The 20,659-nt window shown below is 63.3% G+C and carries 16 protein-coding genes and 2 pseudogenes; 16 read left to right on the forward strand and 2 right to left on the reverse strand.

What is annotated here, in order from left to right:
- The 8 genes from M0954_RS19555 to hutG all read left to right on the forward strand — a co-directional run.
- Nucleotides 1-2,837: DUF2126 domain-containing protein (locus tag M0954_RS19555; protein ID WP_297354993.1), on the forward strand; the 2,837-nt coding region annotated here is incomplete at its 5' end.
- 27 nt (nt 2,838-2,864) lie between these two features.
- Nucleotides 2,865-5,498 carry a circularly permuted type 2 ATP-grasp protein gene (locus tag M0954_RS19560; protein ID WP_297354995.1) on the forward strand — a complete coding sequence of 878 codons (2,634 nt, stop codon included), beginning with the start codon at nt 2,865-2,867 and terminating at the stop codon, nt 5,496-5,498.
- Nucleotides 5,495-6,385: a transglutaminase family protein gene (locus M0954_RS19565; protein ID WP_133894143.1), complete on the forward strand. Its 891-nt coding sequence runs from the start codon at nt 5,495-5,497 to the stop codon at nt 6,383-6,385. The genes M0954_RS19560 and M0954_RS19565 overlap by 4 nt, the downstream gene beginning before the upstream one ends.
- Nucleotides 6,386-6,588: 203 nt before the next feature.
- Complete coding sequence (locus M0954_RS19570) at nt 6,589-7,338, forward strand: IclR family transcriptional regulator (protein WP_133894144.1); 750 nt, start codon at nt 6,589-6,591, stop codon at nt 7,336-7,338.
- 81 nt (nt 7,339-7,419) lie between these two features.
- Entirely contained in the window at nt 7,420-8,175 is a 756-nt protein-coding gene (locus tag M0954_RS19575) for a transporter substrate-binding domain-containing protein (protein ID WP_297354997.1), read from the forward strand.
- Nucleotides 8,176-8,192: 17 nt separating this feature from the next.
- A complete protein-coding gene (locus tag M0954_RS19580; protein WP_297354999.1) occupies nt 8,193-8,861 on the forward strand; it encodes an amino acid ABC transporter permease in 669 nt (222 codons plus the stop codon).
- A complete protein-coding gene (locus tag M0954_RS19585; RefSeq protein ID WP_122156720.1) occupies nt 8,858-9,625 on the forward strand; it encodes an amino acid ABC transporter ATP-binding protein in 768 nt (255 codons plus the stop codon). Before M0954_RS19580 ends, M0954_RS19585 begins: the two co-directional genes overlap by 4 nt.
- Nucleotides 9,622-10,560 carry a formimidoylglutamase gene (gene hutG, locus M0954_RS19590; RefSeq protein ID WP_122156719.1) on the forward strand — a complete coding sequence of 313 codons (939 nt, stop codon included), beginning with the start codon at nt 9,622-9,624 and terminating at the stop codon, nt 10,558-10,560. Before M0954_RS19585 ends, hutG begins: the two co-directional genes overlap by 4 nt.
- Nucleotides 10,561-10,685: 125 nt before the next feature.
- Here the strand turns inward: hutG and fliD are convergent, their stop codons facing one another.
- Nucleotides 10,686-12,173, reverse strand: a complete 1,488-nt coding sequence (gene fliD, locus M0954_RS19595) for a flagellar filament capping protein FliD (protein ID WP_297355001.1) — start codon at nt 12,171-12,173, stop codon at nt 10,686-10,688.
- A gap of 196 nt (nt 12,174-12,369) precedes the next feature.
- On the opposite strand from fliD, the gene M0954_RS19600 reads away from it, so the two are divergent.
- The 8 genes and pseudogenes from M0954_RS19600 (at nt 12,370) to M0954_RS19635 (ending at nt 20,347) form a co-directional block, all read left to right on the forward strand.
- Complete coding sequence (locus tag M0954_RS19600) at nt 12,370-12,795, forward strand: MarR family transcriptional regulator (RefSeq protein WP_122156717.1); 426 nt, start codon at nt 12,370-12,372, stop codon at nt 12,793-12,795.
- A gap of 101 nt (nt 12,796-12,896) precedes the next feature.
- Nucleotides 12,897-13,313: a MarR family transcriptional regulator gene (locus M0954_RS19605; RefSeq protein WP_297355004.1), complete on the forward strand. Its 417-nt coding sequence runs from the start codon at nt 12,897-12,899 to the stop codon at nt 13,311-13,313.
- Between the two features lie 70 nt (nt 13,314-13,383).
- Nucleotides 13,384-14,487, forward strand: coding sequence for an HlyD family secretion protein (locus M0954_RS19610; protein ID WP_297355006.1), 1,104 nt, complete (start codon nt 13,384-13,386; stop codon nt 14,485-14,487).
- Nucleotides 14,488-14,554: 67 nt separating this feature from the next.
- Nucleotides 14,555-16,123 (forward strand): annotated as a pseudogene (locus tag M0954_RS19615) (DHA2 family efflux MFS transporter permease subunit).
- A 20-nt stretch (nt 16,124-16,143) separates the two neighbouring features.
- Complete coding sequence (locus M0954_RS19620) at nt 16,144-17,565, forward strand: efflux transporter outer membrane subunit (protein WP_297355008.1); 1,422 nt, start codon at nt 16,144-16,146, stop codon at nt 17,563-17,565.
- Between the two features lie 61 nt (nt 17,566-17,626).
- Nucleotides 17,627-18,811: a thiolase family protein gene (locus tag M0954_RS19625; protein ID WP_297355009.1), complete on the forward strand. Its 1,185-nt coding sequence runs from the start codon at nt 17,627-17,629 to the stop codon at nt 18,809-18,811.
- Nucleotides 18,812-18,979: 168 nt separating this feature from the next.
- Nucleotides 18,980-19,918 (forward strand): 2-dehydropantoate 2-reductase, encoded by a 939-nt coding sequence (gene panE, locus M0954_RS19630; RefSeq protein ID WP_297355011.1) that lies wholly within the window; start codon nt 18,980-18,982, stop codon nt 19,916-19,918.
- 123 nt (nt 19,919-20,041) lie between these two features.
- Nucleotides 20,042-20,347: a hypothetical protein gene (locus M0954_RS19635; protein ID WP_133895020.1), complete on the forward strand. Its 306-nt coding sequence runs from the start codon at nt 20,042-20,044 to the stop codon at nt 20,345-20,347.
- A 55-nt stretch (nt 20,348-20,402) separates the two neighbouring features.
- On the opposite strand, the pseudogene M0954_RS19640 reads toward M0954_RS19635, so the two are convergent.
- Nucleotides 20,403-20,659: pseudogene (locus tag M0954_RS19640) on the reverse strand (ABC transporter substrate-binding protein); the annotation flags it as partial.

A 20,659-nucleotide genomic window follows, 5' to 3' on the forward strand; every position in this document is an offset into this window, starting at 1 on the left:
GCGAGGTGTATCTGCCAGGTGCCGGCTGGATCGGCCTCGACCCGACCTCGGGCCTGCTGGCGGGCGAGGGACATATTCCGGTCGCCTGTACGCCGGAACCGGGCAGCGCTGCGCCGATTTCGGGCGCGGTCGACGAGTCGGAAGTCGAATTCGAACACACGATGTCAATCCAGCGCGTGCTGGAAACCCCGCGCGTCACCAAGCCGTACACCGAGGAAGTGTGGTCCGATGTGCTGCAGATGGGCGCGCACGTGGACCGCGAACTGGAGGCCATGGACGTGCGCCTGACGATGGGCGGCGAGCCGACCTTCGTCGCCGTGCGCGACCGCGACGCCGATGAGTGGAACACCGACGCGCTCGGGCCGACCAAGCGCAGCTATGCAGTCGGGCTGATGGACAAGCTGCGCGCGCGCTATGGCGCGAACGGCTTCCTGCACATCGGCCAGGGCAAGTGGTACCCGGGCGAGCAACTGCCGCGCTGGGCGCTGTCGCTCTACTGGCGTGCCGATGGCGAGCCGTGCTGGCACGACCACACGCTGTTCGCCGACGAGCGCGAGCCAGGCAGCTATACCGCCGAGGATGCACGGCGTTTCCTGACCCACCTGACGGGCAAGCTCGCGCTCGATGCGCAGTTCATCAAACCTGGCTATGAGGACACCTGGTACTACCTGTGGCGCGAGCGGCGCCTGCCGGTGAACGTCGATCCGTTCGAATCGCGTCTCGATGACGAGATGGAGCGCGTGCGTTTGCGGCGCGTGTACGACAGCGGGCTGGCGTCGGTGACGGGCTATGTGTTGCCGCTGTCGCGCGAACGTGATTTGCCGCTGGAGGGGCCGCGTTGGGTCACCGGGCCGTGGTATTTCCGCGGCGATCGCATGTATCTGATCCCAGGCGATTCGCCGATGGGCTACCGTTTGCCGCTCGATGCGTTGCCGTGGGTATCGGAGACGGACTATCCGTACCAGCACGCGCATGATCCGTTCGCACCGCCTGCGCCGCTGCGCAGCGCGGCGCAGTTGCGCATGCAATATGAAGGCAGCACGGGTGGGACGGGCCGTGTCGGCGGTGGTGGTTCTGGCGCAGACGCGAACGCAGCGGATGGCCAGGGCGCAGGTGGCGCAGCGACGTTGGGCTTAGCCGGCAGCGGTCTTAGCGGCACGGGCCCAGGGACGGGCACCGGCATTGCCGCCGACGCTACAGACGCCGCCCACGCCTCGCTGCGCGTCCCCGGACGCGGCGAATCGGCAAGCTGGATCACCCGCACCGCACTGTGTGTCGAAGCGCGCGACCCGGCTCGCGCGGCCGGTCCGAAGGTGGAGACCGACACCTTCGGCAGCGGCCATAAGATGCTGCACGTCTTCATGCCGCCGCTGACCGAGCTCGACGACTATCTGGACCTGCTGGCCGCCGTCGAAGCGAGCGCTGCCGAACTGGGCATGAAGATCGTCATCGAAGGCTATCCGCCGCCGCGCGATCAGCGTCTGAAGTTGCTGCAGGTGACGCCGGACCCGGGCGTGATCGAAGTGAACATCCATCCGGCGTCGAGTTGGGATCAACTGGTCGATCACACCGAGTATCTCTATCAGTCGGCGCACGAAACCTATCTGAGCACCGAGAAGTTCATGACCGACGGCCGCCACACCGGCACCGGTGGCGGCAATCACTTCGTGCTCGGCGGCGCGACGCCTGCGGACAGTCCGTTCCTGCGGCGTCCGGATCTGCTTGCTAGTCTGGTGGCGTACTGGATCAACCATCCGTCGCTGTCGTATCTGTTCTCGGGCCTGTTTATCGGGCCGACCAGCCAGGCGCCGCGTGTGGACGAGGCACGCAACGACCAGGTCTACGAACTGGAGATCGCGTTCCGGGAACTGCAGCGGCAGATCGACCTGCTCGGCGGCCGCGAGGGTGGGCAACTGCCGTCGTGGATGATCGACCGGTCGCTGCGCAATATCCTCATTGACGTCACCGGCAACACGCACCGCGCCGAGTTTTGCGTCGACAAGCTCTATTCGCCCGATGGCCCGACCGGCCGGCTCGGGCTGCTGGAGTTGCGTGGTTTCGAAATGCCGCCGCATGCGCGCATGAGTCTCGTCCAGCAGTTGTTGCTGCGCGCGCTGGTGGCGCGCTTCTGGAAGAAACCGTACACCGAGCGGCTCACGCGCTGGGGCACGGAACTCCACGACCGTTTCCTGCTCGGCACGTTCGTGCAGATGGATTTCGACGACGTGCTCGCCGATCTGGGAGAAGCAGGCTATGCGTTCGACCGCTCGTGGTTCGCACCGCATTTCGAGTTCCGCTTCCCGCTGGTCGGCGAAACGACGACCAGCGGCGTGACGCTGACCATTCGCAGCGCGCTCGAGCCATGGCATGTAATGGGCGAGGAGGGGGCGCCTGGCGGCACGGTGCGCTACGTCGATTCATCGGTCGAGCGGCTCGAAGTGCGCGTACTGGGTCTGAACGAGAACCGCCATGTCGTGACGGTCAATGGCGTGCCGTTGCCGCTGCAACCCACGGGCCGCGTTAGCGAGTATGTGGCAGGCGTGCGCTATCGCGCGTGGTCGCAGCCGTCGGCCTTGCATCCGACGATCGGCGTCGACGCGCCGCTCGTTTTTGACCTTGTTGACAATTGGACCGGTCGTTCTATTGGCGGATGCCAGTATCATGTGGCTCATCCGGGGGGGCGCAATTACCAGACCTTCCCGGTCAACGCGTACGAGGCCGAAAGCCGGCGGCGCGCGCGCTTCTTCACGATGGGTCATACACCTGGACCGCTCGTGGCCGAGGCGCCGCAACGCAGTCTGGAATTCCCGTTCACGCTGGATTTACGCTACTGGTGATCTGAAAACAATTAACCCGACACGACCTTGGCCTTTCAATCGACTTTTCCCTTTGAGGCAACCGCGGCTCACGCGGATGCGCTTTCGCTCCTGCGGGTGCTGCCGGTCCGCGATGGGCACTGGGACGAGTTGCTCGATTCGTCCGGGTCGTTGCGCGAACCGTGGCGTCAGTTTTTCGATCTGCTCGGCGAAGACGGCATCGCCAGACTCGAAAACAACACCGTCTCGGTCGCGCAGCAGATCCGCGATAACGACATCAGCTACAACGTCTACGCGGACAAAGGCGAGCCACGGCCGTGGGCGCTCGATCTTCTGCCGTTGCTGATCGGCGAGGCGGAGTGGGCGGAAATCGAGCAGGGCGTGATGCAGCGAGCGAAACTGCTGAACGCGGTGGTGGCCGATGTCTATGGCCCGCAGACCCTGCTGCAGAACGGGCAGTTACCACCGGCGCTGGTGTTCGGCCACCCGGGTTATCTGCGTTCCGTGCGCGGTTTCACGCCGCCTGGCGGCCAGTATCTGCAGGTTGTCGCGGTTGACCTGGCGCGTGCGGCCAATGGCAACTGGACCGTGATGTCGCATCGTACCGAGGCGCCGTCAGGCCTCGGCTACGCGCTAGAAAACCGGCTGATTGTCTCGAGCCAGTTTGCCGAGCCGTTCCGCTCGCTACACGTCAACCGGCTTGCGCCGACCTATTCGCAACTGATCGCCACGCTGGTGGAGTCCGCGCGTGCCGCCATGCACGGGGACACGGCGGACAGATCGCCGCACATTGCGCTGCTTACGCCGGGGCCATTCAGCGAAACCTATTTCGAGCATGTCTTTCTGGCGCGTTACCTGGGCGTGACGCTCGTCGAGGGCAAGGACCTCACGGTGCGCGACGACATGCTGTATCTGAAGACGCTTGCAGGGCTGGAGCGCGTTCACGTGGTGCTGCGCCGGCTCGACGACGCGTTTTGCGATCCGGTCGAGCTACGCGCGGATTCGAGCATCGGTGTGCCTGGTCTGTTGCAGGTGATGCGGGCGGGTAACGTGATCGTGTCGAACGTGCCGGGCTCGGGCTTCGTCGAATCGCCCGCGTTGCACGGCTTTCTGCCGGGCATCGCCGAGGCGTTGCTGGGCGAAGATCTGCTGCTGCCGGGCGTGCCGACATGGTGGTGCGGCGAGGAAGCGGCGCGCGAGCACGCCTTCAGGCGGCTGGACGAAGCCTTTCTCGTGCCGACCTGGCCCGCGGCGCGGCGCGACAGTCCGCCGGGACTGGAGCAAGGTCTACAGAATCTCGAGTCGTGGCGCGGCCGCATTGAAGCGCTGCCCGATAACTTCACGATCCAGCTTCCTTTGCCGTATTCGTGCACGCCGCGCTTCGAGGACGGCACACTTGGCCGCCGGCCGTCGGTGTTGCGCGTGTATGCTATCGCGGATTTCGACGGCGGCTGGCATGTGATGCCAGGCGGCTTCACGCGCCTCGCGGCGGAACGGCAGGCCACCGTCTCGATGCAGTTCGGCGGTAGCAGCGTCGACACGTGGGTGCTCTCGAGCCAGCCGATCTCTACGTTCACCCTGTTGCCCTCGCCGATGCAGCCCGCCGATCTCGCGCGCAAGCATCGTACGGTGTCGAGCCGTGCCGCGGAGAATCTGTTCTGGGCCGGCCGCTATAGCGAACGCGCTGAAAACAACGTGCGGCTGTTGCGCCTGATTCTCGGCTCGCTCGAAAGCGCCGACGCGGATGCGATGTTCGAGACGCTGGTCGAACTGGCCTTGTACTGCGGCCTGGTGCAATCCGGCGACGTGCGTGCCGAGGATTCCTTGCAGGCCTTCGAGCGGACGCTGGTGGCCAATCTGCATGAGTCGAACGGCGCGGCCAGCGTCGGTCAGGTGCTGTCAGCGCAGGCGCGGGCGAGCGGCGAGATTCGCGGCCGCCTGTCGAATGACCACTGGCGCACGATTCTCGCTGCGCGTAACGACTTCCGCGACGCTTTGCAGAAGCTGATGCCGGCGAGCGTATCGCAGGCGGGCGGCAATGGTGCGAACGGCGGCGCCGTGCCGGCCGGCGGCGGACGGTATGACCGCTACGACCGCGTCACCTTGATGGATGCGCTCGAACATCTGGCCACGCAGCTCTCGGCGATCAGCGGCGCGCAGGGCGACCGCATGACGCGCGACGAAGCGTGGCGTCTGTTGTTTGCCGGCCGGCATATCGAACGGGTCGCGTCGATGACGTCTATCCTGCGCGTCGTGGCCGACAAAGGACAGCTTGCGACGCCCGCCGGGTTCGATCTGCTGCTGCAGCTTTTCGACAGCACGCTTACCTATCGCTCGCTTTACCCGGGGCGTCTCGAAGTCCCTGCGCTGATCGATCTGCTGGTGGTCGAGCCGACCAATCCGCGCGGCCTGTACGGGGTCTACGAGCGCTTGTGCAGCAAGCTCGAAGAGATTTCGATCGCGGCGGGCAGCGCCCGGAATCGCTCGTTTGTCGATCTGATGCCGCCGCCCGAGACACTGCCATCGCTCGAAAGCCTGTGCGAAACCGATGAAAACGGTGCCTATGTCGCACTGATCCAGGTATGCGACGAACTCGGCGCCTTCGCTGCCGCGGCGGCCAATGAAATCAGCGCGCGCTATTTTAGCCACGCCAACACGCTCGCTTCGCAGGTATCGTCATGAAGACCGCGCAGACCATCCTGTCGGTTTCGCATCGCACCACTTATCGTTATTCGACGTTCGTCGAGACCGCGCAACATCTGGCAACCATCCGGCCGCTGGAGTGCGAATGGCAGCGTGTCATCTCGCATGAAGAGACGATCGAACCGCAACCGTCGTATCTGCATAGCCGGGTCGACGCGTTTGGCAATGACGTGCTGTACTTCACGCTCGATGCGCCGCACGAACGGCTTCAAATGATCAGTGAAACGACAGTGGAGCTGACGCCGCGCTGGACGAAGCTCGATCCGGACACCACGCCGGCATGGGACGAGGTGGCCGAGGCGCTGCGTTTTCGCGTGGGCGGCGAGTTTCGGCCCGAGGTTGAGTTCTGTTTTGCTTCGCCGAATATCGCGCTGCGGCCCGCATTACGCGCCTATGCGCTGCCGAGCTTTGCGCCTGGTACCCCGATCGCGGCCGGGGCGATCGACCTGATGCATCGCATTTACCACGACTTCGACTACAAGCCTTCGGCGACGATGTTCGATACGCCGGCCGAGCGCGCCTTCGAACTAAAGAGTGGCGTGTGCCAGGATTTTGCGCAGGTGATGATTGGCTGCCTGCGCTCGCTTGGGTTGCCGGCGCGCTATGTGAGCGGTTATCTGCGCAACGACCCGCCGCCGGGACAACCGCGATTGATCGGCGCGGATGCGTCGCATGCGTGGGTGTCGGTGCATTGCCCCGGCAGCGGCTGGATCGATCTCGATCCCACCAATGACGTGCTGGCCGATATGGATCACGTGACGCTGGCCATTGGCCGCGATTACAGCGATGTGTCCTTGTTGCGCGGGATGATTCTCGGTGGCGGGGCGCATCGGGTTGAAGTGGGGGTGAGCGTGCTGCCGCTCTGAGTGTTGCGTTGCCCCGCCTCTGGGCAGTCAGGGTGACGAATCGTCTGCTGTATCCCTTCATTCGCACGTCATCGCGCACGTGCGGATTTTCGCGCCTTCAGGGAAAACCCTCCTCATCGATTCCCGCTGAGTGGGAAATCGATTTTTGAAATCTGAGAACGTTCTGGCATCCTGAATTCATCATTTCTTGTGGTGTGGGTGCCGTGAACGTCGAACAGAATGTCACCGGTGCGGAACGTGTGCTGCTTGTCCTCGCGGCGCTGGCCAGTCATGGCAAGGCGCTCTCCGTGCGGGATCTGCAGTCCATCACCGGGCTGGCGCAAAGCACCCTTTACCGGCAGATCGCGCTGCTCAAGCGCTGGGGCTTCGTCGCGGAAAACGCCGGCCACTATGCACCTGGTCCGATTAGTCTGCAGCTTGCGCTCGGCTTCGACGTCAACTCGCTACTGGTCGAAGCGAGCCGCAGTGAAATGCAACAGTTGGCTCGGGTGTCGCAAGAGAGCATCGGTCTCGTCGTCGCGGTGAAGAATCAGGTGATGTGCCTTGAAATGGTGGAGAGCCAGCATTCGTTGCGCTGCTCCTTCGAGAAAGGGCGGGCTGTGCCCTTGAAAGCCGGGGCGTCGGCCAAATCGTTGCTGGCCTTCATGAACGACAAGGCGCGCACCGAAGTGCTCGACACCACGTTCGACGATGACGCGACAGGCCGGGCCGCGCTCGAAGCCGAACTGGCGCGTGTTCGTGCCCAAGGCTATGCGGTCAGCGACAGCGAAGTCGATCCGGGCGTATGGGGCGTGAGCGCGCCGATCTTCCATCGCGCTGGACGCGCCGCAGGCTGCAGTGCCTCGATCACATTGATGGCGCCGTCGACCCGCGCCGCCGGCCATGAAAACCAGTTTATCGACGGGACGCTACGCACGGCCCGCGCCATTTCCGAGCATCTGCAAACCGAATGATTGTCCGATCCTGATTCTGCGTCGATCGTCGTATCGATTTGCGCCCTAAGCCTCGCATCGATCCTCTTAAGGAGCTTCGCCATGAAACTGCAGCGCCTGTTGTCTCTCACCTGCTTGACGCTCGCCGTCACGTTCGCCGGCTTCTCCGCCACCGCTTCGGCGCAAGGCGCCAACGTGCTGCAGGTCGCCACCGATGCCACCTTCCCACCGATGGAGTTCACCGAAAACGGCGCCCGCACCGGCTTCGACGTCGACGTGATGAATGCGCTGGCGAAGGCGATGGGCAAGACTGTGCAGTGGACCGACATTGACTTTAAAGGCCTGGTTCCCGGCCTGATCGCTCACCGCTTCGATGTCGCGATCTCCGCGATCTATATCACCGACGATCGCGCCAAAGTGATCGATTTCACCGAGCCGTATTACGCAGGCGGCCTCGTCGCGCTAGTGAAAACCGATTCGCCGATCAAGACGCTCGCCGACCTGAACGGCAAGAAGGTCTCGGTGCAGGTGGGTACGAAGTCGGTCAACTTCCTGCGCGACAACTATCCGCAAGTGCAGCGCGTCGAAGTCGAGAAGAATCAGGAGATGTTCGACCTGGTGGGGATCGGCCGCGCGGATGCAGCCGTCACCGGCAAGCCCGCTGCCTATCAACTGGCTAAAACGCGCGGTGGCTTTCGCGTCATCAGCCAGCAGCTCACCACCGAGCAATACGGTATTGCGGTACGCAAGGACGAGCCTGATCTGAAGGCCGCGTTGAATACCGCGCTTGGGAAGATCAAGGCGGACGGCACCTACGCGGCGATCGTCCACAAGTGGTTCGGCGCCGACGCGCAATAACCGGTTGAGCCAGACAAATGGAACTCGACTTCTCGCCGGTCATAGCCGGCTGGACCGATATCGCACACGGTGCGCTCGTCACGGTGGAAGTGACCGCCGCGGCGCTCGTACTGAGTTGCGTGCTCGGACTCCTCATAGGCATCGGCCGTCTGACGCCGAAACGGCGCGTCGTGTACGGCTTTTGTACCGCGTACCTGACGTTCTTCCGCGGCACGCCGCTCCTCGTGCAACTGTTTCTGCTGTTCTTCGGCTTGCCGCAGTTCGGCATCCTCTTGCCGGCGTTTTTGTGCGGCGTACTCGGCCTCGGGCTGTATTCGGCCGCGTATGTATCCGAGATCGTGCGCGGTGCCATTCAGTCCGTGGACCGTGGGCAAACGGAGGCGGCTCGCTCGATCGGCATGTCCTCGGGCCAGGCGATGCGCGCCATCATTCTGCCGCAGGCCGTGGTGCGGATGATTCCGCCGCTCGGCAACGAATTCATCGCGCTGATCAAAAATTCGGCGCTGGTGTCACTGCTGACGATAGACGACCTGATGCATGAAGGGCAGAAGATCATCAGTGTGTCGTATCGTTCGCTCGAGGTGTATCTGGCCATTGCGCTGGTCTATCTCGTGCTGACCCAGGCGACCAATTACGCACTGCATCGCGTCGAGCGTCGTTTGCGTGCAGGAGGCATGGTGCAATGAACAACGCTACGCAACCGATCGTTCAGATTCGCGGTCTGACCAAGTCGTTTGGCCCGCATGTCGTGTTGAACGGCATCGACTTCGACATTCAGCCGCAACAGGTGGTGGTCGTGATCGGGCCGAGCGGCTCGGGCAAGAGCACGTTCCTGCGCTGCTGCAATGGCCTCGAGCAGGCCGAAGGCGGCACCGTGGATATCTGCGGCCACCGTCTGGTGGATCACGGCGTCATGCTCAAGGAGCGCTCGCTCAACGCCTTGCGTGCTGAAGTCGGCATGGTGTTCCAGTCGTTCAATCTGTTTCCGCATCTGTCGGTGCTGCACAACATCACAGTCGGCCCGCGCATGCTGCGTGGCCTGAGCAAAACCGATGCCGAAACGGCAGCATTGGCGCTGCTCGAAAAAGTCGGCCTTGCGCACAAGGCCCATGTGATGCCGGCAAGCCTCTCTGGTGGCCAGAAGCAACGCGTGGCGATTGCTCGCGCGCTTGCCATGGAGCCGCGCGTGATGTTGTTCGACGAGCCCACCTCGGCGCTCGATCCGGAGTTGGTGGGTGAAGTGCTGCAGGTCATGAAGCTGCTCGCGAGCGAAGGCATGACGATGGTGGTCGTCACGCACGAAATGGGCTTTGCCAAGGAAGTCGCCGATGTCGTCGTGGTGATGGACGGCGGCGCGATTGTCGAAGCCGGACCGCCTTCGGAGATTTTCTCGGCGCCGACGCAACCGCGTACGCGCGCTTTCCTGCAGGCAGTGCTGTCGCGAGCATGAGAGTTCCGTTCGATGACAAGGTTTGGAATGGCCGCTCCGACGCGGGTGAGCCTGGCGATACGCGGCGTGTGTTTAACCAGGTGGCGCGGTTTGCCGGCCAACGGCTCGCGGCCGATACACCGGTGCTCGTTGGGTTCGGCTCCGACGAAGGCGTGCGGCGCAACCAGGGGCGAATCGGCGCGGCGCATGCACCGAAGGAGTTGCGGCGCGCGCTTGCGGGCCTGCCTGCGAAGGCGTTGAATGCGTTGCTCGATGCAGGCGATGTGCTTTGCGACGATGGCGATCTGGAAGCAGCACAGCAGGAGTTGGGTCGCGTAGTCGCGGATATCCTCGCGTGTGGCGGCCGGCCGCTGGTGTTCGGAGGCGGCCATGAGGTGGCGTGGGGCACGTATGGCGGTTTGCGTGCCCATCTCGGCGAACTGTCCCAGCGCAAGCTGCTGATTGTGAACTTCGATGCGCACTTCGATTTGCGTCAGATCCGTCCGGGGAATTCCGGTACGCCGTTCGATCAGATTGCCTGCGATTGTGCCGCGCGTGGAGTGCCCTTCAACTACGCTTGCTTCGGAATAAGCGACCTCGCCAATACGGGAGCGCTATTCGAACGGGCGCAGCAACTCGCCGTGGAGTACGTGCTCGATACAGACATGCAGGAGTCCCAACTCCAGCAACGGCTTGGCCAACTGGACCGTTTAATCGATGGGGCGGATGATATCTATCTGACCATCGATCTGGACGTGCTGCCGGGTTCGACCGCGCCGGGAGTATCGGCGCCTGCGGCCCTCGGCGTGCCGCTGGCGGTAGTCGAAGCAATGGTGCTGAGGCTGCGTGCGTCAGGCAAGCTGCGCGCCGCTGATATTGCAGAGTACAACCCGTCGCTTGACCAGGACAAGCGCACCGCACGGGCGGCAGCGAGATTGGCGCACCGGATTCTGTGAGGAGCTGGTTGGCTAAACACGATGTTAAGACGTTAGAAGGAAGGGCTCGACGCACGTGATGGCTGCGCCGGACGCGTTCACGTGCACAGCGCCGGGATGGCCCAGCGCTTTGCACGAGCGCAGGCTTACTTGTTATTCGCCAACGCCCCCTCACTATTCTTGCCGCCAAACAACGCGGTCAGATAGTCTGCGTTGTGGCTCGTCTGCGCCATCAACTGATTGAGCGCCGTGAACTGCGCCTCATACCGCTTGGTGAGCTTGTCCGTGTAATCGGTGAGCTGGTCTTGCTGGGTAGCCAGCGATTTCAGGTCCGTAGTGAGGGCGGCGGAGTGGGTATCGAGCAAACCGCCGGTCTTCAGGAACGACGTAAGCGACGTGTCCAGCGACGCAGCCAGACCGGTCTTCGAATTGAAAAGCGCTGCGATAGATGTCGAGTCGTTGCTCAACGCATTGGTCAGTCTGGCATCGTCGATCTTGAGCGTGCCGTCCTTCTGAAACGTGATGCCGATCCCCGCGAGGTTCGCCGCGCCGTTGCTCTGCTTCACGCCGCCGCTCATCGCGCCGGAGAGCGTGTTGCGGATCGCGTTGAGCGTCGAGTCGCCGAGCAGCACGCTACCTTGGGCGCCGGCCGCCTTCGTTGCATCGAAACCCGTGAACGAAGCGGCCGCAGTGACGAAGTTGTTGTACGCCGTGACGAACGCGCCGATGGCGGTCTTCTGATCGGTGATGTCCTGCGCGATCGTCAGCGTCTGCGGGCTGCCTACGGCATCGGCGGAGAGGTTCAGCGTCAAGCCGTCGATCGCCGAGGTGACGGTATTGCTGGCGCTTGCGATCTCCATGCCGGAGATACTGAAATGCGCGTCCTGCCCGGCGACGCTTTGCTTCCAGTTGCCCGAATCGTCCACTACCGTGGTGGCAGGCGTCGTGGTCGAGGTGCTGCTTTTGACGCTTAGCTTGTTGAGTTCAGCGTCGCTAGAGGTGACCTGCACATTGATGCCGTTTGCAAGCCCTGTGGAGATGGAGTGCAGCAACAGATGCGTGCCGTCCACGCCATTGACGACCGTGGCCGACACGCCCGGATTGCCGGATGCCGAGTTGATAGCCGCGGCAATGTCAGCAAGCGTGCTCTTGCCCGGTTCGATATTGATCGTGGTGCTTTTGTTGCCCAACGATATCTTCAGCGAGCCAGAGCCGAGCGCCTCTTTGCTGCTGAACGCGCCAGAGGTGATGGACTGCGAGGTGGCAATGTTGTCGACGTCCACCGTATAGCTTCCCGCCCCGGCGCCTTTGCCGGCCGTGGCGGTGAGCCCTTTGCCACTGGCGGTGGCCGTGAAAGTCGAGAAGGCGGTGCCGTTGGCGAGCGGCGTCAAGGCGCTTTGCATTAGCGACAGGACCGACTTCAATGTGCCGAGTGCGGTCAACTGATTGTTGTCGCGCGTCGCCTCGCTGACGAGCATCGCCGTTTTGCCGGCCACTTTCGCATTGACGAGCGCTGTGACGAGGGCGTTCACGTCAGTGGTCGAGTTGGTCGAGCCGCTGATGATCGATTGCGCGGCTTCCTGGAGTGCCGTGCTCGCTGAACTGGAAGCGGTGCTGCTGGTTACCGTTGTCATGACGTGTTGGCCCCTCGCGTCTTTTTTGATACATAGAAACGGCAGTAAGCGGGCGCTCAAACAAGTGCCCAAGCCGCTCTAACCCCGGGTGAATCGATTTGTAAGGCATTGTAATAACGTATTCCAAAATATTACAAGAAGTTTTCGATTTGCTTTCTTATTGACTCTGTGCGTACGCACATATAGACTGGCTTCCATGAACCGACCTATCTCTTACGACGAGTGCAACTGCTTCGCGCTGCGGCAAGCCGCCCGCTATGTGACGCAGCTTTACGAGCGCCATCTCGGCGAGGTAGGGCTTACGGCTGCGCAGTTCACCATCCTGGCGAAGCTGGCGCGGCGAGCGCCGGCCACCATGGTCGAGATGGCCGATTCGATGGTGATGGACCGGACAACCTTGGTGCGGGCGCTCAAACCGCTGCAGCGCGATGGTTTGGTGGTGAGCGAAGCATCGGAGCACGACGGGCGGACCTATCTGCTCAGCTTGTCGGAAGCGGGCAAGGCGACCTTTGCGCAGGCTGCCGCGGCGTGGCACAACGCACAAGCCGAGTTCGAAGCAAAGTTCGGCCATGCAAGGGCGAAGGCACTGCGGGCGGAACTGTTCGGTATGACCGCCGAGTGACGCGGCCGCCGGATAAGCACGATTGCGTTGCAAGGCTGTAAGGTTGGCGATCATTTTTTACGCCGGTGAGTGCGTATGCACTGATAATCAGGATCGACGAGATGCAGGTGTTCCCCGATGACGATTGTTTTGCGATTCGCCAGGCCGCGCGTTACGTGTCGCAACTGTACGACCGGCATCTTGCGGACGTCGGTTTGACGATCACGCAGTTCTCGATCCTGAGCCGGGTCAATCGCGGGGCGCCCATGACGATGAAGCGATTGGCGGATCAGATGGTGATGGAGCGGACCACGTTGGTGCGTGCGATCCAGCCGTTGCAGCGCGATGGTCTGTTGCAGAGTCGCAGTGCGGCAACAAAGGGCAGGGAGCTGGCGTTTAGCCTGACCGAGGCTGGCGAGGCGAAACTCGTGGCCGCGCGCGTTTGCTGGCACGCGGCGCAAGACGACTTCGAGCGGCGTTTCGGCGCTCAACGCGCGGCATCGCTGCGGCGCGAGCTGTTCGATATGACCAAGGCTTGAATAGCAGGTAAGGGGTGCGTGTTTTTCACGCTCGTTTTGACCAATATCTAGTGCATACGCACACACCATCATGTCCACTACACCTTCGACTATTGCTCCGCCCAGCGCCGCCGGCCTTGCAAAACCGGCAAGACGTACCCCGTGGATGCTGCTCGCGGTGATTGCCGTGGCCGTGGTGCTGGCCGCGGCGCTGTCGTACTGGTTTGTGATTGGCCGCTTTGTCGAGACCACGGACGATGCCTACGTCGGCGGCGACGTCACGGTGATGGCGCCGAAGGTGAACGGCTTCGTTACCGATCTGCTGGTCCACGACAATCAGCACGTGCAGGTGAATCAGGTGCTGATCCGGCTCGACTCGCGCGATTACGATGCGCGTCTTGCCCAAGCCACCGCCGACGTCCAGAGCGCCCAGGCAGCGGTCACCGAGTTGCAGGCCAGGAAGTCGCTGCAACTGGCGACCATCGCCGAGCAGGCGGCCGAGGTGAAGGCATCGGGCGCGGAGTTGACCCGCAGTGCCCAGGACGAGGCGCGCTACCGCGAACTCGTCAAGGACGAAGCCGTGTCGAACCAGATCGTCGAGCGCGCCGATGCGGATCTCACCAAGGCGCATGCCGCGGTGGATCGCAGCGGCGCGGCGCTGCTGGCCGCGCAGCGCCAGATCAGCGTGCTCGATGCGCAAATCGGCGCAGCGCAGGCACGCGTGGCAACAGCTCAAGCGGCGCAGCGCGTCGCGGAACTGAACGTCGAATACACCACGATTCGCTCGCCGGTGGATGGCTACGTCGGCAACCGCACGGCCCAGGTGGGGCTGCTCGCCAATACCGGTGTTTCGCTGTTGACGGTCGTGCCGTCGACGGGTCTGTGGGTCGACGCGAACTTCAAGGAAGACCAGTTGAAGAAGATGCGGGTGGGCGATGCGGTCGACGTGTCGCTCGACGCTTCCAGCAAGTCGCTGTACGGCGTGGTCGACAGTCTGGCGCCCGCTACCGGCGCGACCTTTAGCGTCCTGCCCGCAGAAAACGCAACCGGCAACTTCACGAAGATCGTGCAGCGCGTGCCGGTGCGGATACACCTCGAGGTGCCGCCGGACATGCTGGGCGTGCTGCGCCCCGGCTTGTCCGCGACTGTGAAGGTTCATATCGGCAGCGGCGGCAGCACGCCGGCGCATTCGTAACCGCTGCGCCGAGCCACGCCGCTCTGCGCTTGCGTTTACGCTCACGTCCGTCTGAGACCTGCCGACCATGACCCAACCCTTGAACCCTGCCGACCAGCCCACCCGCACCAAGGCTTTTGCGTTCGCGCTGATGTGCCTCGGCTTTTTCATGGCCACGCTGGACATCCAGATCGTCGCGTCTTCCCTGCGGGATATTGGCGGCGGTCTGTCCGCCAGCCAGGATGAGCTCTCGTGGGTGCAGACCTCGTACCTGATCGCGGAGATCATGGTGATCCCGATGTCGGGCTGGCTCACGCGTGTTTTCTCGACGCGCTGGCTGTTTGCGTTCTCTTCGCTCGGCTTCACGATCACCAGCATGCTGTGCGGCCTGGCTTGGGATATCAACTCGATGATCCTGTTTCGCGGCCTGCAAGGCGCACTCGGCGCCGCGATGATTCCCACTGTGTTCACCACTGCGTTCGTGCTTTTTCCGGGCAAACAGCGGCTGATTGCTTCGACCACCATCGGCGCGCTCGCCTCGCTTGCGCCGACCATCGGTCCTGTGATCGGCGGCTGGATCACGGATCAGTGGTCATGGCACTAGCTGTTTTACCTGAACCTGGTGCCGGGCGTGTTCGTCACGGTGCTGGTGCCGAAGTTCGTACACATCGACAAAGTCGAACTGTCGCTGATAAAAAAAGGCGACTACCTCGGCATGCTGCTGATGTCGCTGTTTCTCGGCTGCCTCGAGTACGTGCTGGAAGAAGGGCCACGCAAGAACTGGTTTGGCGATGACGTGATCGTGCTGTGTACGTGGGTCTCAGCCGTCAGCGGTTTTCTGTTCCTCGTGCATGCGTTCACGGCCAAAGAGCCGATCGTCGATTTACGCGCGCTGGCGATCCGCAACTTCGGCATTGGCAGCCTGTTGTCGTTCATCACGGGCATTGGCCTCTTCTGCACGGTGTTTCTGACACCGGTATTTCTCGGGCGTGTGCGCGGCTTCGATTCGCTGCAGATTGGCGTCGCGCTGCTGTCCGTGGGGTGTTTTCAGCTGATCGCGCTGGTGGCGTATTCGCGGCTCGCACGGGTGATCAATATGCGCTGGCTGATGGTCTTCGGGCTCGTGTGCTTCGGTCTGGGCTGCTATCTGTATGTGCCGTTGACCAATCAATGGGGGTGGCAGGAATTGCTGTTGCCGCAGGCGTTGCGCGGTATCGGCCAGCAGTTCTGCGTACCGCCAATCGTCACGATGGCGCTTGGTTCGCTGCCGCAATCGCGGCTGCGCTCCGCGAGTGGGCTGTTCAATCTGATGCGCAATCTGGGCGGCGCCATCGGCATCGCGGTGAGCAGCACGATGCTCAACGACCGCCTGAACCTGCACTACGAGCGGCTCGACGAACACGTCACCGCCGGGCGTCCGATAGTCGAAGGCTTACTGCAACAGCAGGCCGCACGGCTAGCCGCAATTGGTGGCGACACGCTCAATGCAGGCCATGCGGGACTGGACTTGCTGCACACGCTTCTGATGCGCGAAGCGCTGGTGCTGACCTTCTCCGACGCCTATCTCGCGGTGGCGCTCTGTTTTGTGGTGGCGTTGGTGAGCGTGGCGTTTTCGCGTCCGTTCGGCCTGAACGTGCCGCCTCCCGATGCTCATTAGATATTGATCAGGATAGCGATATGAAATCGATCGCAGCATATAGCATGACGAGCGCGCTGCTTCTGGGACTCACGGCCTGTGCGGTACAGCCCGAGACGCATGCGGATCTGCCGCACTCGGCTCAGGCCGTGGCGCCCGCCGCGTGGAGCGCCGACGCACCGCAAGATACGGTGGATGCAAATACCTGGTGGACGCATTTCGGCGACCCTGTGATGCATCAGCTCGTCGAGTCGGTGCTGAACAGCAATCTGGACGTGCAGGCCGCGGTGGAGCGCGTCAAGCAGGCGCAGGCCGTCACCACGCAGCAGCGCTCCACGTTGCTGCCCGAGCTCGATGCCACGGCGACGGCCGCGGACCAACGGGAGAACGCTCCACCGCCGCTAGGCTATGTACGCCAGGCTGGCTTCGGCGTAGCGGCGAGCTGGACGCCCGACGTTTTCGGCGGCGAGCGGCTCGCGGTGCTGGCTGCCGAGGCCCAGGTCGCTGGACGTGAAGGTGCACTCAACGAATTGCGCCTCGCGCTCGCGGCCAATACCGCGTCGGCCTACATCGACCTGCGGTGGACGCAGTCGGAACTGCAGATTCTGAACGACAACGAGCAGATCCGAAGCCGCGCGCTGAAGCTGACGCAAGAACGGCTGCACTATGGGCTTTCGACGCAGCTCGACGTCGCCCGTGCGCAGAACCAGTTGCAGGACCTGCAGGCGCAGATTCCGCGTGTGCAGTCGGCGATCCAGCATCAGTTGAGCCTGATCGCGGTTTACTCGGGACGCACGCCGGAAAGCGTCAATGACCTGCTGCTGACGACGGCGCGCGATATTCCCGTGCCGGCGCAAAGCGTGCCGCAAGTTCTGCCCTCCGAAGCATTATTGCGCCGTCCCGACGTCCGGACAGCGTATGCGAGCGTCGAACAGCGCGCAGCGGAGGTGGGGGAGTCGAAGGCGCAACGTTATCCGCAGTTCAAGCTGAATCTCGCGGATGGGCTGCTGGCGTCATCCTATCTCGGCTTGCCCACCTTGACTGACAACCTGTTTAGCGCCGCCTTGAACGCGACCAGCCCGATTTTCAACGCGGGCCGGATTACCGCCAACATCGACGAGCACCAAAGCAAGCTGCGCGAATCGCAACTCGGTCTGCAGCAGACCATGCTGCAGGCGCTCAAGGAAGTCGAAGACACTCGCAGCGATCTGGTCAGCGATTCCACGCGGGTGGAGCGCTTGGACGGTGCGCTCGATGCATCCGGGCATGCGCTGCGGCTGTCTACCGAACTCTATAAGGACGGCGCTTCCAGCTTCCTCGATGTGCTGGCTGCGCAGGAAGCGTATCTGCTGGACTCCGAATCGTTGAATCAGGCGAAGCGCGAACATGCGCTGGCGGCGGTTGCGTTGTACCGGTCGTTGGGCGGCGGATGGGATGCGCCGGCGGCAGTGGCCGCCAATTGAGGCACGTCTGCCTCGTGCATGCGGGGCGTAGCCGTGCGGTACTTCAAAGCGGGAGATGATGATGAGCAAGCGAGATGTAGTGATCTGCAGTCCTGTGAGAACGCCGATTGGTGCTTACAACGGGACGCTAAAAGACGTGCCGGCGACGGAGCTCGGTGCTGTTGCGGTGCGCGAGACGCTGAGCCGCAGCGGTCTTGCGCCAGAAGAACTGGGTTCCGTGGTGATGGGCAATGTGATCCAGGCCGGCAACCGGATGAACCCGGCGCGCCAGGCGGCGATCGGCGGCGGTGTGCCGGTCGCGGTGCCAGCGTTGACCGTGAACCGTGTCTGTGGCTCAGGCGCGCAGGCCATCGCTTCGGCGGCGAATGAAATCTGGCTGGGTCTGGGCGACGCCGCGGTGGCCGGCGGCATGGAAAACATGGACCGCGCACCGTACCTGCTCGACGGCGGCCGCTGGGGCTACCGGATGGGCAACGCGCAGGTGCACGACAGCATGTTGCGCGACGGTCTGCTAGATGCGTTCTCCGGCGAGCATTCCGGCTGGCATACCGAAGACCTCGTGACGCAGATGGACATCACGCGCGAAGCGCAGGACCGCTGGGCGGCGCGCTCGCAGCAGCGTTTCGCGTCGGCGCAGGAGCGCGGCCTGTTCGATGCCGAGGTGGTGAGTGTGCAGATCGAAGGACGCAAAGGACCGCAGCAATTCTCGCGCGACGAGCAACCTCGTCCGGACACCACGGTGGAAACGTTGGCCAGGCTGCGTCCGGCGTTCCGCCCCGACGGCACGATTACCGCCGGCAACGCACCGGGTCTGAATAGTGGCGCGGCGGCGATGGTGGTCGCGGAGCGCGGCTTTGCGGAGTCGCACAACATTGAGCCGTTTGCGCGGCTCGTCGCGTATGGCGTCGCGGCGGTCGAGCCCGGCATGTTCGGGCTTGGACCGGTGCCGGCCGTGCAAATGGCGCTGGCTCGCGCCGGCTGGCAGTTGCAGGACGTCGAGCGGGTCGAGATCAACGAGGCTTTTGCCGCGGTGCCGATTGCCGTGCTGCGCAAGCTGGGTCTCGATGAAGCGCTCGTCAATGTCGAAGGTGGGGCGATCGCGCATGGTCATGCCGTCGGCGCAACGGGTGCCGTGCTGACCACTCGTCTGATCCACTCGATGCGTCGCGACGGTCTCAAGCGCGGGATCGTGACGATGTGCATCGGCGGTGGACAGGGCATCGCGCTGGCGCTCGAAATTCTCTGAGCCTTGCGGAGGCGGGGCGGCGTCGCCCCCAAAGCACGCCGCGCCAATGCGGACCGGGAATTTTTGCTACATTCACGCAGATGCGCCGGTTCGCGTCCCGCGGCCTTCGGGCCGCAGGCGGCACTGTGCCCGTGAACGGCCCAATACATTCTCCCGAGAGACAAAGCGATGCGAATTCTAGTAGTAGGGGCAGGTGCGGTAGGCGGCTACTTCGGCGGCCGTCTGGTTCAGGCTGGCCGTGACGTGACATTCCTCGTGCGGGCTGGCCGGGCCGAAGAGCTGCGGCGTGCCGGCCTCGTCATCAAGAGCGCGCACGGCGATGCCACGCTGCGCGACGTCAAGACCGTGCAGACCGGTGATGCTGCCGAGCCGTTCGATCTGGTCGTGCTGAGCTGCAAGGCCTACAACCTCGACGATGCGATTGCGTCGTTCGAGCCGTTTGTCGGCCCGTCGACGGTGATCATGCCGTTGCTCAACGGCATGCGGCACATTGATATCCTCACGCAGAAGTTCGGCGCAGCGCGTGTGCTCGGTGGTCAATGCTTTATCGCAGCGACACTGAACCGCGAGCGCGAGATCGTTCACCTGAACGAATCTCAGGCAATCTCTTTTGGCGAACTGGAAGGCGGCCTGTCGGAGCGCGTGCGCGCAATTGGCGAGGTCATGTCGGGCGCCGGTTTCGACGTCGCGACGAGCGACAATGTCCTGCTGGGCATGTGGGAGAAGTGGGTGTTCCTCGCAACGCTCGCGGCGAGCACGTGCCTGTTCCGTGGTGCGGTGGCCGATATTCTGAGCGCACCGGATGGCCGGCGCGTGATCGAAGGCCTGCTTGGCGAATGCCGCGCCGTGGCGCAGCACAATGGCTTCACGATGGGACCGAAGTTCGACGCGCGTGCCAATCAGACGCTCTTCACCCCTTCGCCGCTGACGGCTTCCATGCTTCGCGATGTCGAAAATCATGCGCGCACGGAAGCCGATCATATTCTTGGTGATCTGATCCAGCGCGGCGGTTCCGCACAACAGCGTGACACGGGACTGTCGCTGTTGCGCATCGCCTATAGCCATTTGAAGGCTTACGAGGCTCGCCAGGCGCGCACGGGAGAATAGTCGAACCCGACTTGGCGAAGGTCGAGGGCGCGCGCCGGACAGCGCGCCGCTGGACCGCGCATGCCATGCAGTAGAATCGACCAGGCCGCGAACGCAGCGGCGGTCGTTCAACAGGAGGGCATGATGCCGAGTCCAACGGGATCCGTGGTGGCGCTGAGTTCGGCGTCGGCGACGACGTTTTCGATCGGTATCGTCTATCTCGGCTATTGGGGGATCCACGAACCCGCACCGTGGAAATTCACCGATGCGCTGGTTGTCCTGTGCGCGCTGGGCGGCTTTGCCTGCCTCGGTCTCGTGCCGTGGATGGCAACCCGCCCGGTTGAGTCGGAGAGTAACGACGCCGGGGTTCGCGTGGCCCGGCGTCTGTTTTTGGCTGGCGTGTGTGCGATCTGGTTTTCGGTGTCGCTTTCCGTACTGATGTCCGCTTAGGTTCGACGTACCGCTTACCGCTCCACACTGCACCGCACCGCAAGATACCGCGCGCTTACTGCTCGATCTGCCGGTTCCAGCGCGTATCCCACTGCGCGCGGTGTGCATTGATCGCGTCCCAATCCACCACCGTCACCTTGTGCAGCAGATCTTCGATATTGCCGAGACTTTGCTGCATCGCGGGCGGCATCTTCGCGAGGCGGTTAGTCGGAATCTGCTTGCCGACGTCGGCTGCCTTGGTCTGCGCAGGAGCGGACAGCAGGAATTGCGCGAGCTTCTGGGCGAGCGCCGGGTCCGGGTTGTTGTTCACCA

This window comes from Paraburkholderia sp. (assembly GCF_026225065.1).
In the GTDB taxonomy this organism is placed as follows: Bacteria; Pseudomonadota; Gammaproteobacteria; order Burkholderiales; family Burkholderiaceae; genus Paraburkholderia.